Here is a 20,174-nt window from a genome sequence, read left to right as displayed (position 1 = left end):
GCGATACTAGGCAGCGCGTCCGGCCGCCCGTCCGCCGGAGGAGGAGGACAACCCGTGACCTACGTCATCGCGCAGCCCTGCGTCGACGTCAAGGACAAGGCCTGCATCGAAGAGTGCCCGGTCGACTGCATCTACGAAGGCAAGCGATCGCTCTACATCCAGCCCGACGAGTGCGTCGACTGCGGAGCGTGCGAGCCCGTCTGCCCGGTCGAGGCGATCTACTACGAGGACGACGTCCCCGACCAGTGGTCCGCCTTCACCGCCGCCAACGTCGAGTTCTTCGACACGGTCGGCTCGCCCGGTGGCGCCGCCAAGATGGGCGTCATCGACTCCGACCACCCGGTGGTCGCCGCGGTCCCGCCGCAGGGCGAAGGCCACTGAGGTGAGCGCGCCGACCCAGCAGCACCCGCCGCGCCGCCGGGTCGGTGCGTCCCTGCCCGACTTCCCCTGGGACTCCCTCGCGGGGGCCAAGGCCCTCGCGGCGGCCCATCCCGGGGGGATCGTCGACCTCTCGGTCGGCACCCCCGTCGACGCGACCCCCGAGGTCGTGGCCGAGGCGTTGCGCTCGGCCGCGAACGCCCCCGGGTACCCCCAGACCTACGGCACCGCCCCGCTGCGCGAGGCCGTCGCGGCCTGGTTCGCCCGACGCCGGGGTGTCGCGACCCTCGACCCCGACGGGGTCCTGCCCACGGTCGGTTCCAAGGAACTGGTCGCCTGGCTGCCCCTGCTCCTCGGTCTCGAGGCGGGTGACGTCGTCGCCCACCCGTCGGTCGCGTACCCGACCTACGACGTCGGGGCGCGCCTGGCCCGGGCCACCCCCCTGGGCGCCGACACCGTCGAGCAGCTCGACGCCGCCTGGGAGGCCGGGGCGCGCATCCGGCTGCTCTGGCTGAACTCCCCGTCCAATCCGACCGGTGCGGTGCGCACGGTCGACGAGCTCGCCGCCCTCGTCGCCTGGGCCCGGGCCCACGACGTGGTCGTGGCCTCCGACGAGTGCTACGCCGAACTCGGCTGGGACGAGGCGCACGACGTGACCCGCGGTGGTCTCGTGCCCTCCGTCCTCGACCCGCGGGTGTGTGACGGTGACCACACCGGACTGCTCGTCGCCTACTCCACCTCGAAGCAGTCGAACCTCGCCGGCTACCGCGCCGCGTTCGTGGCGGGTGACGTCGCGCTGGTGCGCGAACTGCTCGAGCTGCGCAAGCACGCCGGGATGATCGTGCCCTGGCCCGTGCAGGTCGCCCTGCAGGCCGCGGTGAGCGACGACGGGCACGTCGCGGCGCAGCGCGAGCGCTACCGAGCCCGGCGCGACCTGCTGCGTCCGGCGTTGCAGCGCGCGGGTTTCCGGGTCGACCACTCCGGCGCCGGGTTGTACCTCTGGAGCACCCGGGCGGAACCCAGCCGGACCACGATCGACCTGCTGGCGCAGCGGGGGATCCTCGCGGCCCCCGGGGACTTCTACGGGCCGCCCGGGGCCCAGCACGTCCGGATCGCGCTCACGGCGACCGACGAACGCGTCGCGGAGGTCCCCGCCCGGTTGGCGGACCTCGCCTGACCGTGCGCACGCGGGTGTCCTCCACAGGTGTGACAGACCTGTGTTGGGCACCGTCGGCGGGGGCGGGTACGGTCGGCGGCATGGCTGACTCCGTGACGCTGAAGCACGCAGGTGGGGAGCTCGACCTCCCGGTGACCCCCGCCACCGAGGGTGCTGCCGGCTTCGGCATCGGCAGTCTCCTCAAGGAGACCGGACTGGTCACTCTCGACTCCGGCTTCACCAACACCGCCTCCTGCACGTCGGCGGTCACCTACATCGACGGCGACGCCGGGATCCTGCGCTACCGCGGGTACCCCATCGAGCAGCTCGCCGAGAAGTCCACGTTCGTCGAGACGAGCTACCTGCTCATCTACGGGCACCTGCCCTCGGCGAGCGAGCTGTCCGGCTTCACCGAGCGGATCCAGCGGCACACGCTGCTGCACGAGGACCTCAAGCGGTTCTTCGACGGGTTCCCCCGCGACGCCCACCCCATGCCCGTGCTCTCCAGCGCCGTCAGCGCGCTGTCGACGTTCTACCCCAACTCCCTCAACCCCTTCGACGAGGAGCAGGTGGAACTCTCGACCATCCGCCTCCTCGCCAAGCTGCCGACGATCGCGGCGTACGCGCACCGCAAGTCCCTGGGCCAGCCGCTGCTCTACCCGGACAACCGCCTCGGTCTCGTCGAGAACTTCACCCGCCTCGCCTTCGGCAACCCGGCCGAGGACTACGAGGTCGACCCGGTGATGTCGAAGGCGCTGGACCAGCTGCTGATCCTGCACGCCGACCACGAGCAGAACTGCTCGACCTCGACGGTGCGTCTCGTCGGCTCCGGCCAGGCCAACCTCTTCGCCTCCGTCTCCGCCGGGATCCACGCCCTCTCCGGGCCGCTGCACGGTGGGGCGAACTCGGCCGTTCTCGACATGCTCGACGCCATCCGCACCTCCGACGACGACGTCGACACGTTCATGACGAAGGTCAAGAACAAGGAGAAGGGTGTGCGCCTGATGGGCTTCGGCCATCGGGTGTACAAGAACTACGACCCGCGCGCGGCGATCGTGAAGAAGACCGCCGACCAGATCCTCTCCGGCCTCGGCGTGCAGGACGAACTCCTCGAGATCGCCATGCGCCTGGAGGAGATCGCGCTGCACGACGACTACTTCGTCGAGCGCAAGCTCTACCCGAACGTGGACTTCTACACCGGCATCATCTACAAGGCCATGGGTTTCCCGACCAAGATGTTCACCGTGCTGTTCGCGCTCGGGCGTCTCCCCGGCTGGATCGCGCAGTGGCGCGAGATGATCAACGACCCCGCCACGAAGATCGGCCGTCCCCGCCAGGTGTACATCGGCGAGGGTGCGCGCGACTACACGGAGATCTCCGGCCGCTGACTCCACGCTCCAACTTCTGGGGAGTTTTCCACCCTTCGAAAGCTTCGGAAGGGTGGAAAACTCCCCACAAGTCTTTGCGGCGGGGGGGTCAGCCGACGCGGACCTGGACCTCGCCGTCGGGCAGGCCGGTGGCGGTCTGCACCCAGCCGCGGCCCGAGGTGTCGCGGGTCCAGCGGTAGCCGTTCACGCTCACCTCGGTGACCGGGTGGGTGCCTGCGCTCGCGACGGCCCAGGACGCGATCGCCCAAGCGGTGCGTCCGGCGTCGCTGCCCTCGACCTGGAACCGGAAACCCCGGCCGCCGGTCCCGGCCACGATCGACGGCGCCAGGGTCGTCACCTGGGCGGTGGCGGCGTCGGCGACCGACTGGGCGCTGGGGGTCAGCTGCTCGTCGCCCCCGACCTCGAGGCCCACGTCGAGCGAACGCAGGTGGCAGCTGAAACCGCGCGGGTCGTAGCCGGTCAGCGTCGAGGCCACGAGCCGGGCCTCGGGTTCGTGGTCGCCGTAGGCGAGGGGGAAACCGCTGCGCTGCACGCGTTGCGCTGCCTCGGTGACCGGCAGGTCGCGGTAGCCGTCGACCTTCTCCAGCGCGTCGTAGAACGCGTTGGTCGCGTAGACGGGGTCACGGACCTGCTCGGGGGTGCCCCAGCCCTGGGAGGGACGCTGCTGGAACAACCCCAGGGAGTCGCGGTCACCGTGGTCGAGGTTGCGCATGCCCGACTCCTGCACGATCGTCGCGACGGCGATGGTCGCGGCCCGGGCGGGCATGCCGCGCCGGACGGACAGGCCCACGACGGTGGCGGCGTTCGCCGCCTGTTCCGGGGACATCGAGGTGGACTCCCCGTCCACGCTCGCCGAGCAGCGTTCGCGCACGACCGGGGCGTCCTCGTCGCGGGTGATCCACACCACGCCGGCCGTCGCGACCACCGCGACGACGGCGAGCGTCGTCACGAGTCGCAGGCGCCGGGTGTGACGTCGTCCGGGGGAGGCGCGTCGGATGCGTCCGCGGGGACTCGCGGGCACCTCAGTTGGCGTGCAGCGCAGGGTTGAGCTCGACCTTCACGCCCTTGCGGGGAAGAGCCTCGACCTGGCCGGAGACGGAGTTGCGGCGGAACAGCAGACCGTTCGCGCCGGACAGCGTGCGGGCGGAGACCACCCGGTTCGGAGCGCCGTCCTGGCCCAGCAGGGTCACCTTGGTACCGGCCGTGACGTACGTCCCGGCCTCCACCACGCAGTCGTCGCCCAGCGCGATGCCGGTGCCGGAGTTCGCGCCGAGCAGGGTGCGTTCGCCGATGCTCACGACCTCCTTGCCGCCGCCGGACAGCGTCCCCATGATCGAGGCACCACCCCCGACGTCGGAACCGTCGCCGACGACGACCCCCGCGGAGATGCGGCCCTCGACCATCGACACCCCGACGGTGCCGGCGTTGAAGTTCACGAAACCCTCGTGCATGACCGTCGTGCCCGGGGCGAGGTGCGCGCCGAGCCGGACGCGGTCCGCGTCGGCGATCCGGACACCGCTCGGCAGCACGTAGTCGACCATCCGCGGGAACTTGTCGATCCCGTAGACCGTCACCGGCCCGACGTTCGCGCGCAGCGCGAGGCGGGTGCGTTCGAAGTCCGTGACGGCGCAGGGGCCGTGGTTGGTCCACACCACGTTGGCGAGGACCCCGAACAGGCCGTCCAGCACGAGACCGTGCGGCGCCACCAGACGGTGGGAGAGCAGGTGCAGGCGCAGGTAGGCGTCGGCGGTGTCGACCGGTGCGGAGTCCAGGTCGACCTCGGTGGTCACCACGCGCTGCTTGACCCGGCGGTGCGGGTCGGAGTCCTCGAGCGAGGCGAGCTCGGCCGGGACGCCGTAGGAACCGGTGTGCGGGTTGGGTCCGAGCTCGGGGAACGGGTACCAGACGTCGAGCACCGTGCCGTCGGCGGCGACGGTCGCCAGGCCGTGGCCCCAGGCGCGTCGTGGCTGCTGCTCGGGGCTGAGGACGGGGCTCTGCTCGCTCACCCTCGTGACCCTACAAGCGCCCGGGCCCTCGGTCCGACGTCGCGCCGGAGGGCGTGGCTAGGGTGAAGCACGTGACCGCCCCCACCCTCGCGCTCGACCTCTCGCCCGCTTCCCCGGGAGCTGCGCCGGACGTCGTCGAGCTGACCCGCAGGGTCTGTGACATCCCCTCGGTGAGCGGCGACGAGACCGCCCTGGCCGACGCCGTCGAGGCGGCGCTGGGTGCGCTGCCCGGTCTCGAGGTCACCCGGGACGGCGACGCCGTCGTGGCGCGCACGACCCTCGGTCGCGCCGAGCGCGTGCTGCTCGCAGGGCACCTGGACACCGTGCCGCTGACCGACCCGCCGAACCTCCCGGTGCGCCGCGAGGTCCACCCGACCGAGGGGGACGTCCTGGTGGGGCGGGGGACCTGCGACATGAAGGGCGGCGTCGCCGTCCAGCTGGCCCTCGCCCGCCTGGTCGCCGACGCCGGGCCGGGCGCCCCGCGCGACGTCACCTTCGTCTTCTACGACCACGAGGAGGTGGAGGCCGCGAAGAACGGGCTCGCCCGACTGGCCCGCAACCACCCCCACCTGCTGGCCGCCGACTTCGCGATCCTGCTGGAGCCGTCCTCCGCGGTCGTCGAGGGCGGCTGCAACGGGACGCTGCGCGCCGAGGTCACCACGAGCGGCCGGGCCGCGCACTCGGCCCGGGCCTGGCGCGGGTCCAACGCCATCCACGCCGCCGCACCCGTCCTGGCCCGGCTGGCGGACTACGTCCCGCGCGAGGTGGAGGTCGAGGGGCTGGTCTTCCGCGAAGGTCTCAACGCCGTCGGCATCACCGGGGGGATCGCGGGCAACGTCGTCCCCGACCGCTGCGTCGTGACGGTGAACTACCGCTTCGCCCCCGCGATCGACGCCGCCGGGGCGGAGGCCCACGTGCGCGAGGTCTTCGCCGGCTTCGACGTGCGGGTCACCGACGCCGCCGACGGCGCGAAACCCGGACTGCACCTGCCGGCGGCCGCCGACTTCGTGCGGCGGACGGGGACGACCCCGCTGCCCAAGTACGGCTGGACGGACGTCGCCCGCTTCTCCGCGCTCGGTGTCCCGGCCGTGAACTACGGTCCGGGCGACAACGCGACGGCGCACGCCGACGACGAACGCTGCCGCACGGCGGAGGTCGAACAGTGCCTCGAGGTCCTCTCGGGCTGGTTGCTGGAGGGGGCGCAGTGAGCACGATCTGCTTGTACGGCAGCGCGTCCGGGGGCATCGACCCCGCGCACGTCGAACTCGCCGCGACCGTCGGGAGGCTCATCGGGGAACGCGGCCACGACCTCGTCTACGGCGGGGGCGGCACCTCCGTCATGGGGGCGGCCGAGGCCGCGGCCCGGGCCGCGGGGTCCCGGACCACCGGGGTCATGCCGCAGGCGCTCATGGACCTCGAACTCCCGCCCGAGGGGCTGAGCGAACTCGTCGTCACCGACGACATGCGCCAGCGCAAGGCGCAGATGGACGCCCGCGCCGACGCCTTCGTCGTCCTGCCCGGCGGGCTGGGCACGCTCGAGGAGCTCTTCGAGATCTGGGTCGCGCGGACCATCGGCCTGCACACGAAACCCCTGGCCGTGCTGGACTCCGGCGGGCACTACGCGGGGTTGCGGACCTGGCTCGAGGGACTCGTGGCGACCGGTTTCGCCCGTCCGCTCGTCTTCGACTGCATCCTCTGGACCGACGACCCGCTGGCCGCCCTGGAGCACCTCGAGCAGGCCCCGCGCGAGCGGGTGTCGCTGCCGAGCTCCGAGATCGTGGGCACCTTCGTGGACTTCCCCAGCCAGCCGGGCGAGGACCGGCGGGAGTCCCCGACCGGGGGAGGCCCGTCGTGACGCTGGTGCTGCTGGCCCTGGTGCTGCTCGTCCTCGGCGCCGTGGTGGCCGTCGTCACCGGCCGGATCAGCGGCGGGATGGCTCCCGCCACCTCCACCCGGCCCTACCGCGGCCTGCCCGAAGGGCCGGTCCTGGCCACCGACGTCGACGCCGTCCGCTTCTCGCTGGGCGTCCGCGGGTACCGCATGGACGAGGTGGACGCCGTCCTGGACCGGCTGCGCGAGGAGATCCGCGAACGAGACGAGGAGCTGGCCGCGTGGCGAAGCGTCGAGGACTGACCCCCCGCACGATCGACTTCACCTCCCGGGTGGTCGTCACCGGCCGGGTCCGGCACGTCTTCGACGTCCTCACCGACTGGCCCCGCCAGACCGCGTGGGTCCCCTCGACCGTCGTGGCCCGCCCCGAGGGCGGACCCGTCGGTGTGGTGGGGGAGCGCTTCGTCGGCACCACGACGCTCGGGCCGATCGTCCTGGTCGACCCGATGGAGGTCGTGGCGTGGCAGGCGCCGGACGCGGACCGGCCGGGTCGGGTCTCCATCGTCAAGACCGGTGACGTGTTCGGCGGCACGGTCGAGATCGTCGTGTCCGCGGCCGCCGACCGCGGGCAGGTGCAGGTCGAGTGGACCGAGCACATCGTCGTCCGCCCGCGGGGCCTGGGGCTGCTCGTCGCCTGCGGTGGGCCGATCCCCGCCCTGGTCGGCCGCGCCGCCTTCGAGCTGGTGCTCCGAGCGGCCCGCGAGGACCTGTCGGGTCCTTCGTGACCTCTCCCGCCGTCCCCGCCCGGAGGCTCGGACTGCGGACCCGGCTGCTGCTGGGCTGGTTGCGCTCGCCGCCGGCGGTGCGGGTCCTCGTCGTCTACGCGCTGGCCCGGGTGTTCTCCGCGATCGTCCTCGCGGAGGTGGCCCGCTTCCAGGTGGCCAGCACCTGGACTCCTGCGCACCCCGGCTACGGCGACATGCTCGGGTTGTGGGACGCCACCTGGTACCGCCGGATCGCCGAGACGGGGTACCCGAGCGCGGTGCCCCTGGGGAGCACCGGCGACGTCCAGCAGTCGGCGCTGGCCTTCTACCCGCTGGCCCCCTTCCTGGCCCGGTTGCCCATGCTGCTCGGCCTGCCCTTCACCTGGGCCGGGTCGATCGTGTCGCTGGTGGCGGGGGCGGTCGCCGCGGTCGGGGTGCACGCCCTCGTCCTGCGGGCGCTGGGCGAGCGGAGCACGCCGGCGGTGGCCCGCCGCGGGGCCTGGAGCGCCGCCGTGCTGTTCTGCGTCTCCCCGACGGCGCTGGTCTTCCAGGTGCCCTACACCGAGGGGCCCGCGCTCGCGCTGCTCGTCGTCTTCCTGGGCTGCCTGCAACGCGAGCGGTACCTGCCCGCCGTCCTGGTCGCCCTGCTGCTCGGGGTGACCAGGCCCGTCGCCGTGCCGTTGTCGGTCGTCGTCGTGGTGCACCTCGCGGTGCGCGGGTGGCGGGGCCGTCGGGCCGGCGCGGTGCTCGGTGGTCGGGAGGCGCTGCGGTGCCTGGTGCTGCTGGCCGCCTCCGGTGCGGCGGGTCTGCTGTGGCCCTTCGCCGCCGGGCGGATCGCCCACCGCCTCGACGCCTACACGGCGACGATGGGGGCCTGGCGGGTCGGGGGGCAGGTCGAGTTCCTCAAGCCGTGGTGGGGGATCTCGCAGTACGTCCTCGGCGACCACGCGGGGCCTCTGCTGCTGGTCGCCGGGGTGCTCGGCTACGCGGCGTGGCTGCTCTCGCGACGCACCGCCGTCCTGGGCCCCGAGCTGCGGACGTGGTGCCTGGCCTACGTCGGCTACCTGCTCCTCGTCCTGGACCCGTTCACCAGTCTCTTCCGCTACCTGATCTTCCTCTTCCCCCTCGGCGGCCTGGTCGCGCTCCGGCCCCGCAGCCGCCCCGTCCTGCGGGCTTGGGTCGTCTGTTCCCTTGCGCTGCAAGTGGTCTGGATCGCCTGGCTGTGGCGGTTCTCGCCCCCCGCCGACTGGCCACCGTGATCGTCGTCCCCGCAGCACCCGGGTGGCCCCGAGATCACCGGTGAGCCCCTGCGCCCACGTGAGGGTCCCGGTGGGGGATGATGGACCCCTACACGCCGACCGCAGCACCCGGCCGCGGGCCCGGCGCGAGCACGAGACGACGAGAGGGAGCACGCCGATGGCGGCCATGAAGCCGAGGACCGGGGACGGTCCGCTGGAGGTCACCAAGGAAGGGCGCGGCATCGTCCTTCGCATGCCGCTGGAAGGCGGTGGTCGTCTCGTGGTCGAGATGACGCCCGACGAAGCCAAAGCCCTCGGAGAGGCCATCACCTCGGTCGTGGGCTGAGGCACGGACGCGGGGCGGGCACCAAGGGGTGCCCGCCCCGCGTCGTCCAGCACCAGATCGCCGCACGAGAGTCAGGACGACACCGTGAGCACGCCGACCACCTCCGCCGCCCCCGACGTGCGGCGCTGGACCCCACCCGTCGTCGAGGTGCGCCGCGGCGCCCTGATCTCGGCCGACCTGTCCGGGGTGAGCGTCCTGGCCGTCGCCGTCGCCCCCGGTGAGGGGGACGACGCACCGCTGCAGCCGCGTCCCGGCGCGGCCGACGCCGCCGTCCGGTACGGCATCGACCTGACCGCGCTCTGCGCCGCCGAGAAGGTCAGCGGCAAGGCCGCGACCACGACCCGCCTGCCCGTCCCCGCCCCCGAGGGCAGCCCGCAGCGGCTGGTCGTCGTCGGCGTCGGGGACTCCTCCACCACCTCCCTGCGACGCAGCGGGGCAGCGCTCGCCCGCGCCGCGAGCACCGGTGACGTCGCGACGACGCTCGCGGACGGCGTCGGGTCGGCCGGCACGCGGGCGTTCGTCGAGGGCTTCCTGCTCGCCTCGTACTCGCCCCCCGTGACGGGCCGCAAGGCCGCGGCCGAGACCCCCGTGCGCCGGCTGGTCCTGCTCGGCGAGGTCGCCGTGGCCGACGTCCGGCACGCCGAGGTGACCGCGGGCGCGACGATCCTGACCCGCGACCTCGCCGCGACCCCGTCGAACCTCAAGGACCCTGCGTGGATGGTCGCGCAGGTGCACGAGGTCGCCGCCCCGCTGCGCCTGAAGGTCGAGGTCCGCGACGTCGACCGGCTGCGCCGCGAAGGGTTCGGGGGGCTCGTCGCCGTCGGTGCGGGCTCGGCCTCCGACCCCGCGCTGGTGCAGGTCGGCTGGACGCCCCGCGCCCGCGCCGGCGTCCCGCACGTCGTCCTGGTCGGCAAGGGGATCACCTTCGACACCGGTGGCCTGGGCCTCAAACCCCGCGAGTCGATGGTCGCCATGAAGACGGACATGGCCGGCTCGGCCGCCGTGCTGGCCGCCGTCGCGGCCGTCGCGGCGCTGAAGCTCCCGATCAGGGTCACGGGCCTGCTGGCCCTCGCGGAGAACGCCCTCGGGGCCTCCTCCTACCGCCCGGGCGACGTCGTGAGGCACTACGGCGGGCGCACCACCGAGGTGAACAACACCGACGCCGAGGGCCGCATGGTCCTCGCCGACGCGATGGCCTACGCCGACGCGACCCTGGACCCCGACGTGATCGTCGACATCGCGACCCTCACCGGCGCGGCCGGCCTCGGCCTCGGCAAGCGGCACGCCGCGCTCTTCGCGAACGACGACGCCCTCGCGGCCGAACTGTCGGCCGCGGCCGAGGGCACGGGCGAGCGGGTGTGGCGGATGCCCCTCGTGGACGACTACCTGCCGGCGATCGCCTCCGACCTCGCCGACGCCCGCCAGGTCTCCACGACCCCCGGCCTCGGCGCGGGCTCGATCGTCGCGGCGCTGTTCTTGCGCCCCTTCGTCGGTGAGCGGCGCTGGGCCCACCTCGACATCGCCGGGACCGGGCGGGCCGACGGCAACGAGCACGAGGTGACCCGCGGTCCCACCGGGTTCGGCGCGCGGCTGCTCGTGGCGTGGTTGGAAGGTCTGGCCGGGGTCTGACCGCGTCTCGTGACCCGTCGGCGCATCCGCGACCAGCCCGGCGAGCCTGGGGTGCCGCGGAGCCGTCGGGGCTCGAGCACCGCGGCGGCAACTCCCGGGAACCCGGGTCAGGGGGCCGCTTCCGGCCGGTGCCCGGAGTAGGGTCGGGACACCGGCCGACCGCTGTGACCGGACACGATCGCAGCCCACCCCGGAACGGAACGCCCATGGTCGCCGTCTGGTCCGCCGTGCCCACCGAACGTCGCGCCCTGCGCGCGGACCTCGAGTCGCTCCGCGAGGAACAGTGGCAGACGCCCTCGTTGTGCCGAGGCTGGTCGGTCAAGCAGGTCTTCGGTCACGTCATCGCCACCGCGCAGATGACCCTGCCGAAGTTCTTCGTCGGGATGCTGGGGTCCCGGTTCGACTTCCGGGCCTACGTCGAGAAGAACGCCGACCGCTTCAGCGCGGCACCTCGGCCAAGATGCTCGCCGCCTTCCGCGGTCTGGAGAACGCAACCACCCACCCACCCGGGCCCGACGACTCCTGGCTCGGTGAGGCGATCGTCCACGCGGAGGACATCCGCCGTCCGCTCGGTCTGCACCGGGACTACCCGATCGAGGCCCTGACGCAGGTCGCCGACTCCTACAAGGGGTCGAACCTGGTGATCGGGGCGAAGAACCGGATCGCCGGGGTGACTCTGCGCGCTACCGACACCGACTGGTCACACGGGGGTGGCCCGGAGGCGACGGGCCCCATGATCGACCTGCTGCTGGCCATGACCGGACGTGGCGCAGGCCTGGACAGGCTCGACGGAGCGGGAGTCGAGGTCCTCCGGTCCCGGGGCTGACCAGATCCCGGCGGACGACGTCTCGTGGGAGGAGACGCCTCAGCCGTGCTTGACGGCGAGCAGCAGACCGTCGCCGGTCGGCAGCAGCGAGGGGTACCAGTGACCGTCCTCGAGGACCGTCCGCCCGACCTCGCGCAGGGCGACGGTCGAGGCGTCGCGGGCGGCCGGGTCGGTGACCCGGCCGTGCCAGAGGGCGTCGTCGACGACGAGGAGGCCGCCGGGGCGCAGCAGGCGGAAGGCCTGCTCGAGGTAGGCGGAGTACTCGCGCTCGTCGCCGTCGAGCAGGACGAGGTCGTAGGCGCCGTCGGTGAGGCGGGGGAGCACCTCGAGGGCGCGGCCGTTGATGAGGCGGGCCCGGTTGGGGCGGATCCCGTCGTCGGCGACGGTCTCCCGGGCGGCGCGCTGCGCCTCGCCGTCGGAGTCGATGGTGGTCACGACGCCGTCCTCGCCCATGCCGCGGAGCAGGCTGAGGGTGGAGACGCCGGTGCCGGTGCCCACCTCGACGACGGTGCGGGCGCGGGTGGCGGCGGTCAGGACGGTCAGGACCGCGGCGACGCCGGGGGAGACGGGGTCGACGCCCAGGTCGGCGGCGCGGGCGCGGGCCCGCTGCAGCACCTCGTCCTCGGGCACGAACTGCTCGGTGTAGGCCCAGCTGACGGGCTGCTTGGGCGGGCGGGACGTGGGCGTCGGCACGTGCGCAATGTAGTGCACACCGCGATCTCACCCCGAGTGCTCACCCGACAACTCGCCGTGCACGAGAGTGGGGAGGACGGGTGAAGGGCACCGCCCAGGGGTGGGGTGGGAACTGCGCAGGTCAGACCTCCGTTGGAGCTTGTGACGCCGACCGGATGGATGTCCCGGTGGCGACTGGCTCGAGCGTGAGGAGTGGGAGACCATGGGAGCAGTGGCGGTGCCGTTCGCGGCCCCCTTCCCCGCCCGTTCCAGGAGGAACCCCGTGAGCGACGACACCGGCGACACCGCCGGGCGGTCCGTTCCACCGGCGATCGACCCGGCGGCGCTGTCGCCCTCGGCTGCGGCCTCGACGTGGGTCCCCCCCACCTGGGAGGAGGTCGTCCGCGACCACTCCGCCCGGGTGTACCGGCTGGCGTACCGCCTGACGGGGAACCGGCACGACGCCGAGGACCTCACCCAGGAGGTGTTCGTCCGCGTGTTCCGCTCGCTGTCGAACTACCAGCCCGGGACGTTCGAGGGCTGGCTGCACCGGATCACCACCAACCTCTTCCTGGACCAGGTGCGTCGCAAGCAGCGCATCCGCTTCGACGCGCTCGCGGACGACGTCAACGACAAGCTGCCCAGCACCGACGTCGGTCCCGAGCGCGCCTTCGAGCACCGCAACCTCGACGACGACGTGCAGAAGGCGCTCGACGCGCTGCCGCCGGACTTCCGCGCCGTCGTCGTCCTCTGCGACATCGAGGGCCTCTCCTACGAGGAGATCGCGGCGACGCTGGGCGTCAAGCTCGGCACCGTCCGCTCCCGCATCCACCGGGGTCGCGCCCAGCTGCGCGCCGCCCTCGCCCACCGCGCTCCCCGGCCCACCCCGCCGGGCACGCCGCAGTTCGCCTACGGAGAGGACGGCTCGTGAGCGGACCGCACCTCGGCGCGCGGGTCAGCCCGCTGGTCGACGGTCGGCTCGCCGCGGACGCCGAAGCCCGCGCCGCGGAGCACCTGCGCGGGTGCAGCGAGTGCGCCGACGCCGTCGAGACCGAACGCCTCGTCCGGGCGCGGGTCCAGGCCCTCGGCGTTCCGCAGATGTCCGACGACCTGGTGACCCGGCTGCTCGACATCGGCGGGCCCTCCGGTCCGCTGCACCCGCGCGACAAGCCGATGGCGGTGCCGGCCCGGCCCGTCGTCGGGGTCGCCCCGCCCTCGCGCACCGACGCCCGTCGAACCCCCGGATCGCGGGGTCCCGGTGCCCGCGACGTCGTCCGCCGCGCTCGCCGTCGCCCCGTGGCGGCCGCGTTGGCCGGGACCTTCTCCCTCCTCGGAGCGGGGATCGTCGGGGTCCTCGTCCTGGGAGGGATGCCCGGGGGGAGCTCCCAGGCGCCCGTGGCCGAGCTGCGCACCACGCCGTCGGCCGCCCCGTCGGAGGTTCCCGTGAGCCGCCAGGTGCCCGCGGTGAGCCCCTCGGTGAGCGCGAGCACGACGCCCGGCGCGAGCGCACCGGCGAACGCCACACCCTGATGGCCACCCCGTCCCCACCCGGGGGTGGCTGGGACCGACCGCAGGAGGGCGCGCACCAGCCCCCGCCCGCCCGCGACCCCGGGTGAGCAGGGCTGGTGGTTGCCCCCGGCGGGGCACGACGCCTTCCCGCCGCAGGCTCCCTCGGACCCCCACGCCGCACCGCCCGCGCCTGCTCCCCGACGTGGATCGCCCGCCCGCTGGATCGGCGCGGGCAGTGCCGTCCTGCTCCTCGGTGTGGTCGGCGGGTTCGCCGGCGGGCTGGTGCAGGACGAGCTCTCCGACTCCGACGCGACCTACCCCGGCGTCGCGATCGCGTCTCCGTCGGCGGGCAGCACCGAACGTCCCGCGGGATCCGTCGCCGGGATCGCCGCGGCCGCGCTGCCCAGCGTCGTCGCCCTCCAGGTCGAGGGCCAGGACGGCTTCGGGACCGGCTCGGGGTTCGTCCTCGAGACCTCCGCCGGGCAGGGGACCTTCATCCTCACCAACAACCACGTCGTCGCGGGTGCGCTCGACGACGGCGTGACGGTCGTCTTCGAGGACGGGGTGCAGGTGAGCGGTGACGTCGTCGGGGCCGACACCTCCTACGACCTCGCCGTCGTGCGCGTCGAGCGCACCGGCCTGCGGGCGCTCCCCTTCGGAGACTCCGCGGGCGTCGTCGTGGGTGACCCCGTCGTGGCCGTGGGGGCCCCGCTGGGGCTCCAGGGGACGGTGACCGAGGGGATCGTCTCGGCGCTCAACCGGCCGGTCACGGCGGGCGACGGGGGCGGCGACTCCTCCTACATCCAGGCCATCCAGACCGACGCCGCGATCAACCCCGGCAACTCGGGTGGTCCGTTGCTCAACTCCACGGGCCAGGTGGTCGGCATCAACTCCGCCATCGCCAGCCTGCCGGGCGCCGGCGGAGCGACGACGACGGGCAGCATCGGCCTCGGCTTCTCGATCCCCTCGCAGCAGGCGCGCCGCACGGCCGAGCAGCTCATCCGGACCGGCCGGGCGGTGCACCCGATCATCGGCGTGTCGCTCGACAACTCCTACACCGGCGAGGGCGTGCAGATCGTGGACGCCGCGGGCGCCGTCACCGCCGGTGGTCCGGGAGAGCGCGCGGACCTGCGACCGGGCGACGTCGTGCTCTCGATCGACGGTCGTCCGGTGACCGTGGCGGTCGAGCTCATCGTGGACATCCGGGCCCGGGAACCCGGCGAAGTGGTGGTCCTGAGCGTCCGCAGGGACGGCCGGACCATGGACGTGCCTGTCACTCTCGACGCCGACGGTTAGGATCGCCACGTGTTCGGCATCAACGGGGGCGAATTCCTCGTCCTGCTCGTCGTAGCGCTCGTGATCCTCGGACCCGAGCGGCTACCCCACTACGCCGAGCAGCTGGCCGGTCTGGTCAAGTCTGCCCGACGCTTCGCCAAGGGGGCTCAGGCGCAGATGCGCGAGGAGCTCGGGCCGGAGTTCGACGACATCGACTGGCAGAAGCTCGACCCGCGCCAGTACGACCCGCGTCGCATCGTCCGCGAGGCCCTCACCGAGGCCTGGAACGACGACGACGACGAGCCGCCGGCCAAGAAGTCCACGCCCGCCACGGGCGGTGGACTCGACCTCGGCAAGAAGTCGTCGACGCCGGCCGCCACGCCGGCGCCCGTCCCCTACGACGAGGACGCCACCTGAGGTTCAGGCGACGCTGACGCCCAGCCGCCGGCCCGCGAGTCCGCGCGGGCGGCGGGCGAGCGTGCGGGCCAGGTCGCGCATCGCGATCGACGCGGGGGAGTCCGGGTGCGAGAGCACGACCGGAACCCCCACGTCGCCACCCTCGCGCAGGGCCACGTCCATCGGGATCTGCGTCATCAGCGGCACGTCCGTGCCCAGCTTCTGCGACAGCGACGTCGCGACGGTCTGGCCGCCGCCGGAACCGAAGACCTCGAGGCGCTGCCCGTCGGGCAGTTCCAGCCAGCTCATGTTCTCCACGACGCCGACGACGCGCTGCTCGGTCTGCGAGGCCACCGACCCGGCGCGCTCGGCGACCTCGGCCGCGGCGACCTGCGGGGTCGTGACGACGAGGATCTCCGCCTTCGGCAGCAGCTGACCGACGCTGATGGCGATGTCTCCGGTGCCGGGGGGCAGGTCGAGCAGCAGGACGTCCAGGTCACCCCAGAAGACCTCGCTCGCGAACTGCTGCAGCGCGCGGTGCAGCATCGGTCCCCGCCACGCGACGGGCTGGTTGCCGGGGACGAACATCCCGATCGAGATGACCCGCACGCCGTGGGCGCTCGGCGGGATCATCAGGTCGTCGACCTTCGTCGGCTTCCCGGTCACGCCGAGCAGGCGCGGGATCGAGAACCCGTGGACGTCGGCGTCGAGCACCCCGACCCGCAGACCGTCGGCGGCCATGGCGGCGGCGAGGTTCGCGGTGACGCTGGACTTCCCGACGCCGCCCTTGCCGGAGGCGATCGCGTAGACGCGGGTGAGGCTGCCGGGTTCGTTGAACGGGATGGTCGGCGCGGCGCTCGTCGTCCCGCGGACCTTGGTGGTGACCTCGCGGCGCTGCTCGGGCGTCATCGTGCCGAAGTGCACGCGGGCGCCCCGGGTGCCCTCGACGGTCCGGACGGCGGCGGTGACGTCGCGGGTGAGGGTGTCGCGCATGGGGCAGCCCGCGATGGTCAGCAGCACGCGGACGTCGACCAGACCGTCGGGGTCGACGTCGACGCCGTCGACCATCCCGAGGTCGGTGATGGGACGGTGCAGTTCGGGGTCGTTGACGGAGCCGAGCGCGTGCAGGACCTCCGCGCGCACGCTCTCGAGATCCTGCGTGGGCGACATGCCCCCAGGGTACGTGGCCCGTGTCGCCGTGCGAGGTCGCCGGTGCGGTTGACCGCTCGGGGCGACGGTGACAGGGTTCCGCAGGAAAGCGCTTGCCGCCTCACCGTGGAGGATCTCGTGTCCGTTCGCCGCCGCTACGCCCTCGTCGGGGCGGGTTCCCGCGCGTCGATGTACCTCGGCGCCCTCGCCGGTGACCACGCCGCCGACGGGGAACTCGTCGCGATCGGCGACACCAACCCCGGCCGCCTCGACGTCCACACCCGACGTCTGCTCGCCGCGGGAGCGCCTGCCCCGCAACGCTTCGCCCCGGCGGAACTGGGGGAGACCGTGCGCCGCCTCGGCGTCGACCGGGTCATCGTCACCACCCCGGACGTCTTCCACGCCGACTACGTCGTGGCCGCGCTCGAGGCCGGCGCGGACGCCGTCGTGGAGAAACCCCTGACCACCACCGAGGACGGTGTCCGTCGCATCGCCGACGCCGTCGAACGCACGGGTCGCGACGTGCTGGTGACCTTCAACTACCGCTACGCGCCCCGCAACAGCGCCCTCAAGCAGCTCATCGCCTCCGGTGAGATCGGTGACGTCACCTCCGTGCACTTCGAGTGGCTGCTCGACACCGCGCACGGCGCCGACTACTTCCGCCGCTGGCACCGGCAGAAGGAGAACTCCGGCGGGCTGCTCGTGCACAAGAGCTCCCACCACTTCGACCTGGTCAACTGGTGGATCTCCGGGGTCCCGACCCGGGTGTTCGCCAGCGGCGGGCTGCGCTTCTACGGCGCGGAGAACGCGGCCGCCCGCGGGCTGGGACCGCGCCCGGAGCGTGGGAGCTCCGACTCTCCGCTGACCGACGAGTTCAGCCTCGACCTGCGCACGAACGAGAACTACCGCGAGCTCTACCTGGAGAACGAGGGGTTCGACGGTTACCGCCGCGACGCCGACGTCTTCGACGCGGGCATCACCATCGAGGACAACCTGTCCCTCGTCGTCGACCACGCGCTCGCGGGCGGGGGACGCTCGTCGATGTCGTACTCGCTCACCGCGCACGCGCCGTGGGAGGGCTACGTCGTCGGGGTCAACGGCACCCGCGGCCGGGCCGAGCTGACCGTCGTCGAACGGGGGTCGGTGCTGAGCGAGGGGGGCGCGGTGGACCCGAGCATGCACCCCGAGGCGGTGGCGCAGGAGGAGACCCGTCCGGTCTCGGAGCGCCTCGTCGTCCAGCAGCAGTTCGGGACCGCCCGTGACGTCGAGATCCCGGTCGGGGCGGGTGGGCACGGCGGCGGCGACGCGCTGCTGCTGCGCGACGTCTTCCGCGGGCCCGCCGACGACCCGCTGGGTCGCACCGCGTCCTGGCGCGACGGAGTGCGGTCAGTGGTCGTCGGGATCGCCGGGAACCGCTCCCTGGAGACGGGTGAGGCGGTCCGCACCGCGGACCTCGACCTCGGTGCCGGGCGTGCAGCGCTGGGAGCCCGCCGCACGCCGTCCTGACCGCTTCCCCGGACGGACGGTGGGGGTCGCGCGGACGACGGGTCGCGTGGCCGCGCCGCTGTGGCCCCATGCTGGGGCCGTGACCAGCACCACCAGCCGGACCCCCCGCGTCCCCGCACCCCGACGACCCCGCCGGACCGCCCCCGCCGACGGGCGGACGCCGTGGGGCGCCGTCGTCGCCCTCGGGGTCGGGATCTTCGCCCTCGTCACCGCCGAGTTCCTGCCCGCGAGCCTGCTGCCGCGACTCGCCGCCGACCTCGGGATCACCGAAGGGGTCGCGGGACAGGCGGTCACCGCGACGGCCCTGATGGGGATCGTCGCAGCGCCGACCGTCGGGCTGCTGTTCCCGCGGATGGACCGGCGGACCCTGCTGGCCGGACTGCTGGGGCTCGCGATCGTCTCCGACGTCCTCGTCGCGACGGCACCCGCGTTCTGGGTCGTCCTCCTCTCCCGGTTGCTGCTCGGGATCTCGCTCGCCGGGTTCTGGGGGCTCGCCCCGTCGGTGACCGCGAAGCTGGCCGCCCCGCAGCACCTGGGGCGGGCCATGATGGTGGCCAACGCGGGCATGCCGCTGGCCACCGTCACCGCGGTGCCCGTCGGGACCTTCCTCGGGGAGACCTGGGGGTGGCGACCGGTGTTCTGGCTCGCCGTCGGCGTGACCGCCGTGGCGCTCGTCCTGCTGCTGCTGCTCGTCCCGCGCAGCGCGCCGACGGGCTCGCCGAGCCTGCGCTCGCTGGGGGAAACGCTGCGCTCGCGGGTCCTGCTCCTCGGCCTGGGCGGGATCGTCCTGGTCGCCGGTGGTCACTTCACCGCCTTCACCTACATCCGTCCGGCGGTGGAGCGGGTCCCGGGGATCACCCCGGGGCAGATCGCCCTTCTGCTGTCGGTGCTCGGTGTCGCCTCCGTCTTCGGCAACCTCGCCGCCGGTGCGGCCGCCGACCGCCACCTGCGCGCCGCGCTGCTCACCTCGCCGCTGCTCATCGGCCTCGGGGTCGCCTCCGTCGGGCTGTTCTCCGGCGAGTTCGTCGCCGTCGTCGTCGCGACCGGGATCTGGGGCCTCGCCTTCGGCTCGTTGCCGACGCTGGTCCAGACCTGGCTCGCCCGCACCGCACCCGACCGGGTGGAGCAGGGCGCCGGATTGGTCACCGCGATGTTCCAGGTCGCCATCGCCGTCGGTGCGGCCACCGGTGGGCTGATCACGGACTCCGCCGGGGTGGGGACGACCTACGTCGTCGGGGCCGTTGCCGCCATCGCCGGTGGGGCGCTGCTGCGGGCCGCGTCGACCTCGCGCCACTGAGACGGGGCGGCGCCGGTGTGGCGGCGGAACGCCCGGCTGAACGCGACGTCGGAGGAGTACCCGAGCCGGACGGCGGTGTCGGTGACCCCGCCCCCGTCGCTCAGCAGGCGCTTCGCCGCCTCCATCCGCACCTGCGCCAGGTAGCGGACCGGCGTCTCCCCGACGACGCTGCGGAACCGCTGCGCGAACACGGAACGCGACGCGAACGTCAGCCGGGCCAGCCCCTCGACCGTCCACGGAGCCCCGGGGTCGTCGTGGATCGCCTGCAGCGCCCGCGAGACGTCGTCGGCGTGCAGGAAGCCCTCGAGCACCCGCGCGCTCTCGCAGCCCGACTCCACCCACCACCGGATCGCGGCGGTGGTCACGACGTTCGCCAGCTGGGCGAGCACGGGGACGGACCCCGGCCGCCCGGCGGCGGACTCCAGCGCCATCTGGCGCAGCGCGAGTTCCACGAACGGGTCCTCCACCAGCACCCCGCAGGTGACCACGGCCGCGGGCATCACCCGGACCAGCAGGACCGCGTCGCCGGTCTCCGCGACCAGTTCGCCCGCGTGCAGCTCGGCGCGCTCCATCACTGTGACGGTGTGGGTGCCGCCGCGGGGGAGCAGCAGGAACCGTCCGCCCTCCAGCCGGCGTGGGCCCTCGCCCTCCAGGCCGTCGACGAGCACGGCACCGCTGAGGACGAACAGGAACCGGACGTCGTCGCCCGTCCCCGCCCGGACGGTGCCGGCGTCGAGGACCTCGTGGCGGTAGTCCAGGACCGACCACCGCACGCACCGCAGGACCCGGCTCAGCTCGTCACCCACACT

Annotated in this window: 22 protein-coding genes and 1 pseudogene; 18 read left to right on the top strand and 5 right to left on the bottom strand. The window is 73.5% G+C overall.

Annotated elements, in window-relative coordinates:
• Positions 1-54 precede the first annotated feature (54 nt).
• The 3 genes from fdxA to AC0I8G_RS13190 all read left to right on the top strand — a co-directional run bounded on the left by fdxA (position 55) and on the right by AC0I8G_RS13190 (position 2,922).
• Positions 55-381 carry a ferredoxin gene (gene fdxA / locus AC0I8G_RS13200; RefSeq protein ID WP_380258786.1) on the top strand — a complete coding sequence of 109 codons (327 nt, stop codon included), beginning with the start codon at positions 55-57 and terminating at the stop codon, positions 379-381.
• 1 nt (position 382) lies between these two features.
• Positions 383-1,555, top strand: a complete 1,173-nt coding sequence (dapC, locus tag AC0I8G_RS13195) for a succinyldiaminopimelate transaminase (RefSeq protein WP_471730317.1) — start codon at positions 383-385, stop codon at positions 1,553-1,555.
• Between the two features lie 80 nt (positions 1,556-1,635).
• The gene (locus AC0I8G_RS13190; protein WP_380258782.1) at positions 1,636-2,922 is read left to right on the top strand and encodes a citrate synthase; all 1,287 of its coding nucleotides are present in this window, start codon (positions 1,636-1,638) and stop codon (positions 2,920-2,922) included.
• A gap of 88 nt (positions 2,923-3,010) precedes the next feature.
• On the opposite strand, the gene AC0I8G_RS13185 is transcribed toward AC0I8G_RS13190, so the two are convergent.
• Both AC0I8G_RS13185 and dapD read right to left on the bottom strand, forming a co-directional pair.
• Entirely contained in the window at positions 3,011-3,871 is an 861-nt protein-coding gene (locus AC0I8G_RS13185; RefSeq protein WP_471730316.1) for a hypothetical protein, read from the bottom strand.
• Between the two features lie 73 nt (positions 3,872-3,944).
• On the bottom strand, positions 3,945-4,928 hold the full coding sequence (gene dapD / locus AC0I8G_RS13180; protein ID WP_471730315.1) for a 2,3,4,5-tetrahydropyridine-2,6-dicarboxylate N-succinyltransferase: 984 nt from the start codon (positions 4,926-4,928) through the stop codon (positions 3,945-3,947).
• A gap of 71 nt (positions 4,929-4,999) precedes the next feature.
• Between dapD and dapE the strand changes: the two genes are divergently transcribed.
• The 9 genes and pseudogenes from dapE (at position 5,000) to AC0I8G_RS13135 (ending at position 11,561) form a co-directional block, all read left to right on the top strand.
• A complete protein-coding gene (gene dapE / locus AC0I8G_RS13175; protein ID WP_471730314.1) occupies positions 5,000-6,136 on the top strand; it encodes a succinyl-diaminopimelate desuccinylase in 1,137 nt (378 codons plus the stop codon).
• Positions 6,133-6,783, top strand: a complete 651-nt coding sequence (locus AC0I8G_RS13170) for an LOG family protein (protein WP_380258776.1) — start codon at positions 6,133-6,135, stop codon at positions 6,781-6,783. The genes dapE and AC0I8G_RS13170 overlap by 4 nt, the downstream gene beginning before the upstream one ends.
• Positions 6,780-7,061 carry a DivIVA domain-containing protein gene (locus AC0I8G_RS13165; RefSeq protein WP_471730313.1) on the top strand — a complete coding sequence of 94 codons (282 nt, stop codon included), beginning with the start codon at positions 6,780-6,782 and terminating at the stop codon, positions 7,059-7,061. The genes AC0I8G_RS13170 and AC0I8G_RS13165 overlap by 4 nt, the downstream gene beginning before the upstream one ends.
• Positions 7,040-7,543: an SRPBCC family protein gene (locus tag AC0I8G_RS13160; protein WP_328292398.1), complete on the top strand. Its 504-nt coding sequence runs from the start codon at positions 7,040-7,042 to the stop codon at positions 7,541-7,543. The genes AC0I8G_RS13165 and AC0I8G_RS13160 overlap by 22 nt, the downstream gene beginning before the upstream one ends.
• Positions 7,540-8,781 carry a hypothetical protein gene (locus AC0I8G_RS13155; RefSeq protein ID WP_471730312.1) on the top strand — a complete coding sequence of 414 codons (1,242 nt, stop codon included), beginning with the start codon at positions 7,540-7,542 and terminating at the stop codon, positions 8,779-8,781. Before AC0I8G_RS13160 ends, AC0I8G_RS13155 begins: the two co-directional genes overlap by 4 nt.
• 157 nt (positions 8,782-8,938) lie before the next feature.
• Complete coding sequence (locus AC0I8G_RS13150; RefSeq protein WP_106210338.1) at positions 8,939-9,106, top strand: DUF3117 domain-containing protein; 168 nt, start codon at positions 8,939-8,941, stop codon at positions 9,104-9,106.
• 84 nt (positions 9,107-9,190) lie between these two features.
• The gene (locus tag AC0I8G_RS13145; protein ID WP_471730311.1) at positions 9,191-10,735 is read left to right on the top strand and encodes a leucyl aminopeptidase family protein; all 1,545 of its coding nucleotides are present in this window, start codon (positions 9,191-9,193) and stop codon (positions 10,733-10,735) included.
• A gap of 206 nt (positions 10,736-10,941) precedes the next feature.
• Positions 10,942-11,181 (top strand): annotated as a pseudogene (locus AC0I8G_RS13140) (maleylpyruvate isomerase N-terminal domain-containing protein); the annotation flags it as partial.
• Positions 11,182-11,195: 14 nt separating this feature from the next.
• Positions 11,196-11,561, top strand: a complete 366-nt coding sequence (locus tag AC0I8G_RS13135; protein ID WP_471730408.1) for a maleylpyruvate isomerase mycothiol-dependent enzyme family protein — start codon at positions 11,196-11,198, stop codon at positions 11,559-11,561.
• A 39-nt stretch (positions 11,562-11,600) separates the two neighbouring features.
• Here the strand turns inward: AC0I8G_RS13135 and AC0I8G_RS13130 are convergent, their stop codons facing one another.
• A complete protein-coding gene (locus AC0I8G_RS13130) occupies positions 11,601-12,254 on the bottom strand; it encodes an O-methyltransferase (protein WP_380258768.1) in 654 nt (217 codons plus the stop codon).
• Positions 12,255-12,456: 202 nt separating this feature from the next.
• On the opposite strand from AC0I8G_RS13130, the gene sigE reads away from it, so the two are divergent.
• From sigE to AC0I8G_RS13110, 4 genes are read left to right on the top strand one after another with little or no spacing between them, the layout of a single operon-like run.
• Positions 12,457-13,164, top strand: a complete 708-nt coding sequence (gene sigE, locus AC0I8G_RS13125; protein WP_471730310.1) for an RNA polymerase sigma factor SigE — start codon at positions 12,457-12,459, stop codon at positions 13,162-13,164.
• Positions 13,161-13,763 (top strand): anti-sigma factor, encoded by a 603-nt coding sequence (locus tag AC0I8G_RS13120; RefSeq protein ID WP_471730309.1) that lies wholly within the window; start codon positions 13,161-13,163, stop codon positions 13,761-13,763. The genes sigE and AC0I8G_RS13120 overlap by 4 nt, the downstream gene beginning before the upstream one ends.
• A 24-nt stretch (positions 13,764-13,787) precedes the next feature.
• On the top strand, positions 13,788-15,038 hold the full coding sequence (locus tag AC0I8G_RS13115; RefSeq protein WP_471730308.1) for a S1C family serine protease: 1,251 nt from the start codon (positions 13,788-13,790) through the stop codon (positions 15,036-15,038).
• Between the two features lie 9 nt (positions 15,039-15,047).
• Positions 15,048-15,434, top strand: a complete 387-nt coding sequence (locus tag AC0I8G_RS13110; RefSeq protein ID WP_328292391.1) for a twin-arginine translocase TatA/TatE family subunit — start codon at positions 15,048-15,050, stop codon at positions 15,432-15,434.
• A gap of 3 nt (positions 15,435-15,437) precedes the next feature.
• On the opposite strand, the gene AC0I8G_RS13105 is transcribed toward AC0I8G_RS13110, so the two are convergent.
• Positions 15,438-16,583: a P-loop NTPase gene (locus tag AC0I8G_RS13105; protein ID WP_380258758.1), complete on the bottom strand. Its 1,146-nt coding sequence runs from the start codon at positions 16,581-16,583 to the stop codon at positions 15,438-15,440.
• A 117-nt stretch (positions 16,584-16,700) separates the two neighbouring features.
• Here AC0I8G_RS13105 and AC0I8G_RS13100 point away from each other — a divergent pair, with 117 nt between their 5' ends.
• A complete protein-coding gene (locus tag AC0I8G_RS13100) occupies positions 16,701-18,068 on the top strand; it encodes a Gfo/Idh/MocA family protein (RefSeq protein WP_471730307.1) in 1,368 nt (455 codons plus the stop codon).
• Between the two features lie 79 nt (positions 18,069-18,147).
• Positions 18,148-19,365, top strand: a complete 1,218-nt coding sequence (locus AC0I8G_RS13095; RefSeq protein WP_471730306.1) for an MFS transporter — start codon at positions 18,148-18,150, stop codon at positions 19,363-19,365.
• On the opposite strand, the gene AC0I8G_RS13090 is transcribed toward AC0I8G_RS13095, so the two are convergent.
• Positions 19,293-20,171 (bottom strand): helix-turn-helix transcriptional regulator, encoded by an 879-nt coding sequence (locus AC0I8G_RS13090; protein ID WP_471730305.1) that lies wholly within the window; start codon positions 20,169-20,171, stop codon positions 19,293-19,295. The genes AC0I8G_RS13095 and AC0I8G_RS13090 overlap by 73 nt on opposite strands.
• Between the last annotated feature and the right edge of the window lie 3 nt (positions 20,172-20,174).

This window comes from Kineococcus sp. AC630, assembly GCF_979255925.1.
The sequence above is the reverse complement of the archived record's forward strand: the minus strand, read 5'-3'. Positions and strand labels throughout refer to the sequence as shown.

Coding starts and splice junctions, on each gene's coding strand:
- AC0I8G_RS13190 (WP_380258782.1), top strand. CDS start 1,636: ATGGCTGACTCCGTGACGCTGAAGCACGCAGGTGGGGAGCTCGACCTC.
- AC0I8G_RS13150 (WP_106210338.1), top strand. CDS start 8,939: ATGGCGGCCATGAAGCCGAGGACCGGGGACGGTCCGCTGGAGGTCACC.
- AC0I8G_RS13135 (WP_471730408.1), top strand. CDS start 11,196: ATGCTCGCCGCCTTCCGCGGTCTGGAGAACGCAACCACCCACCCACCC.
- sigE (WP_471730310.1), top strand. CDS start 12,457: ATGGGAGCAGTGGCGGTGCCGTTCGCGGCCCCCTTCCCCGCCCGTTCC.
- AC0I8G_RS13105 (WP_380258758.1), bottom strand. CDS start 16,583: ATGTCGCCCACGCAGGATCTCGAGAGCGTGCGCGCGGAGGTCCTGCAC.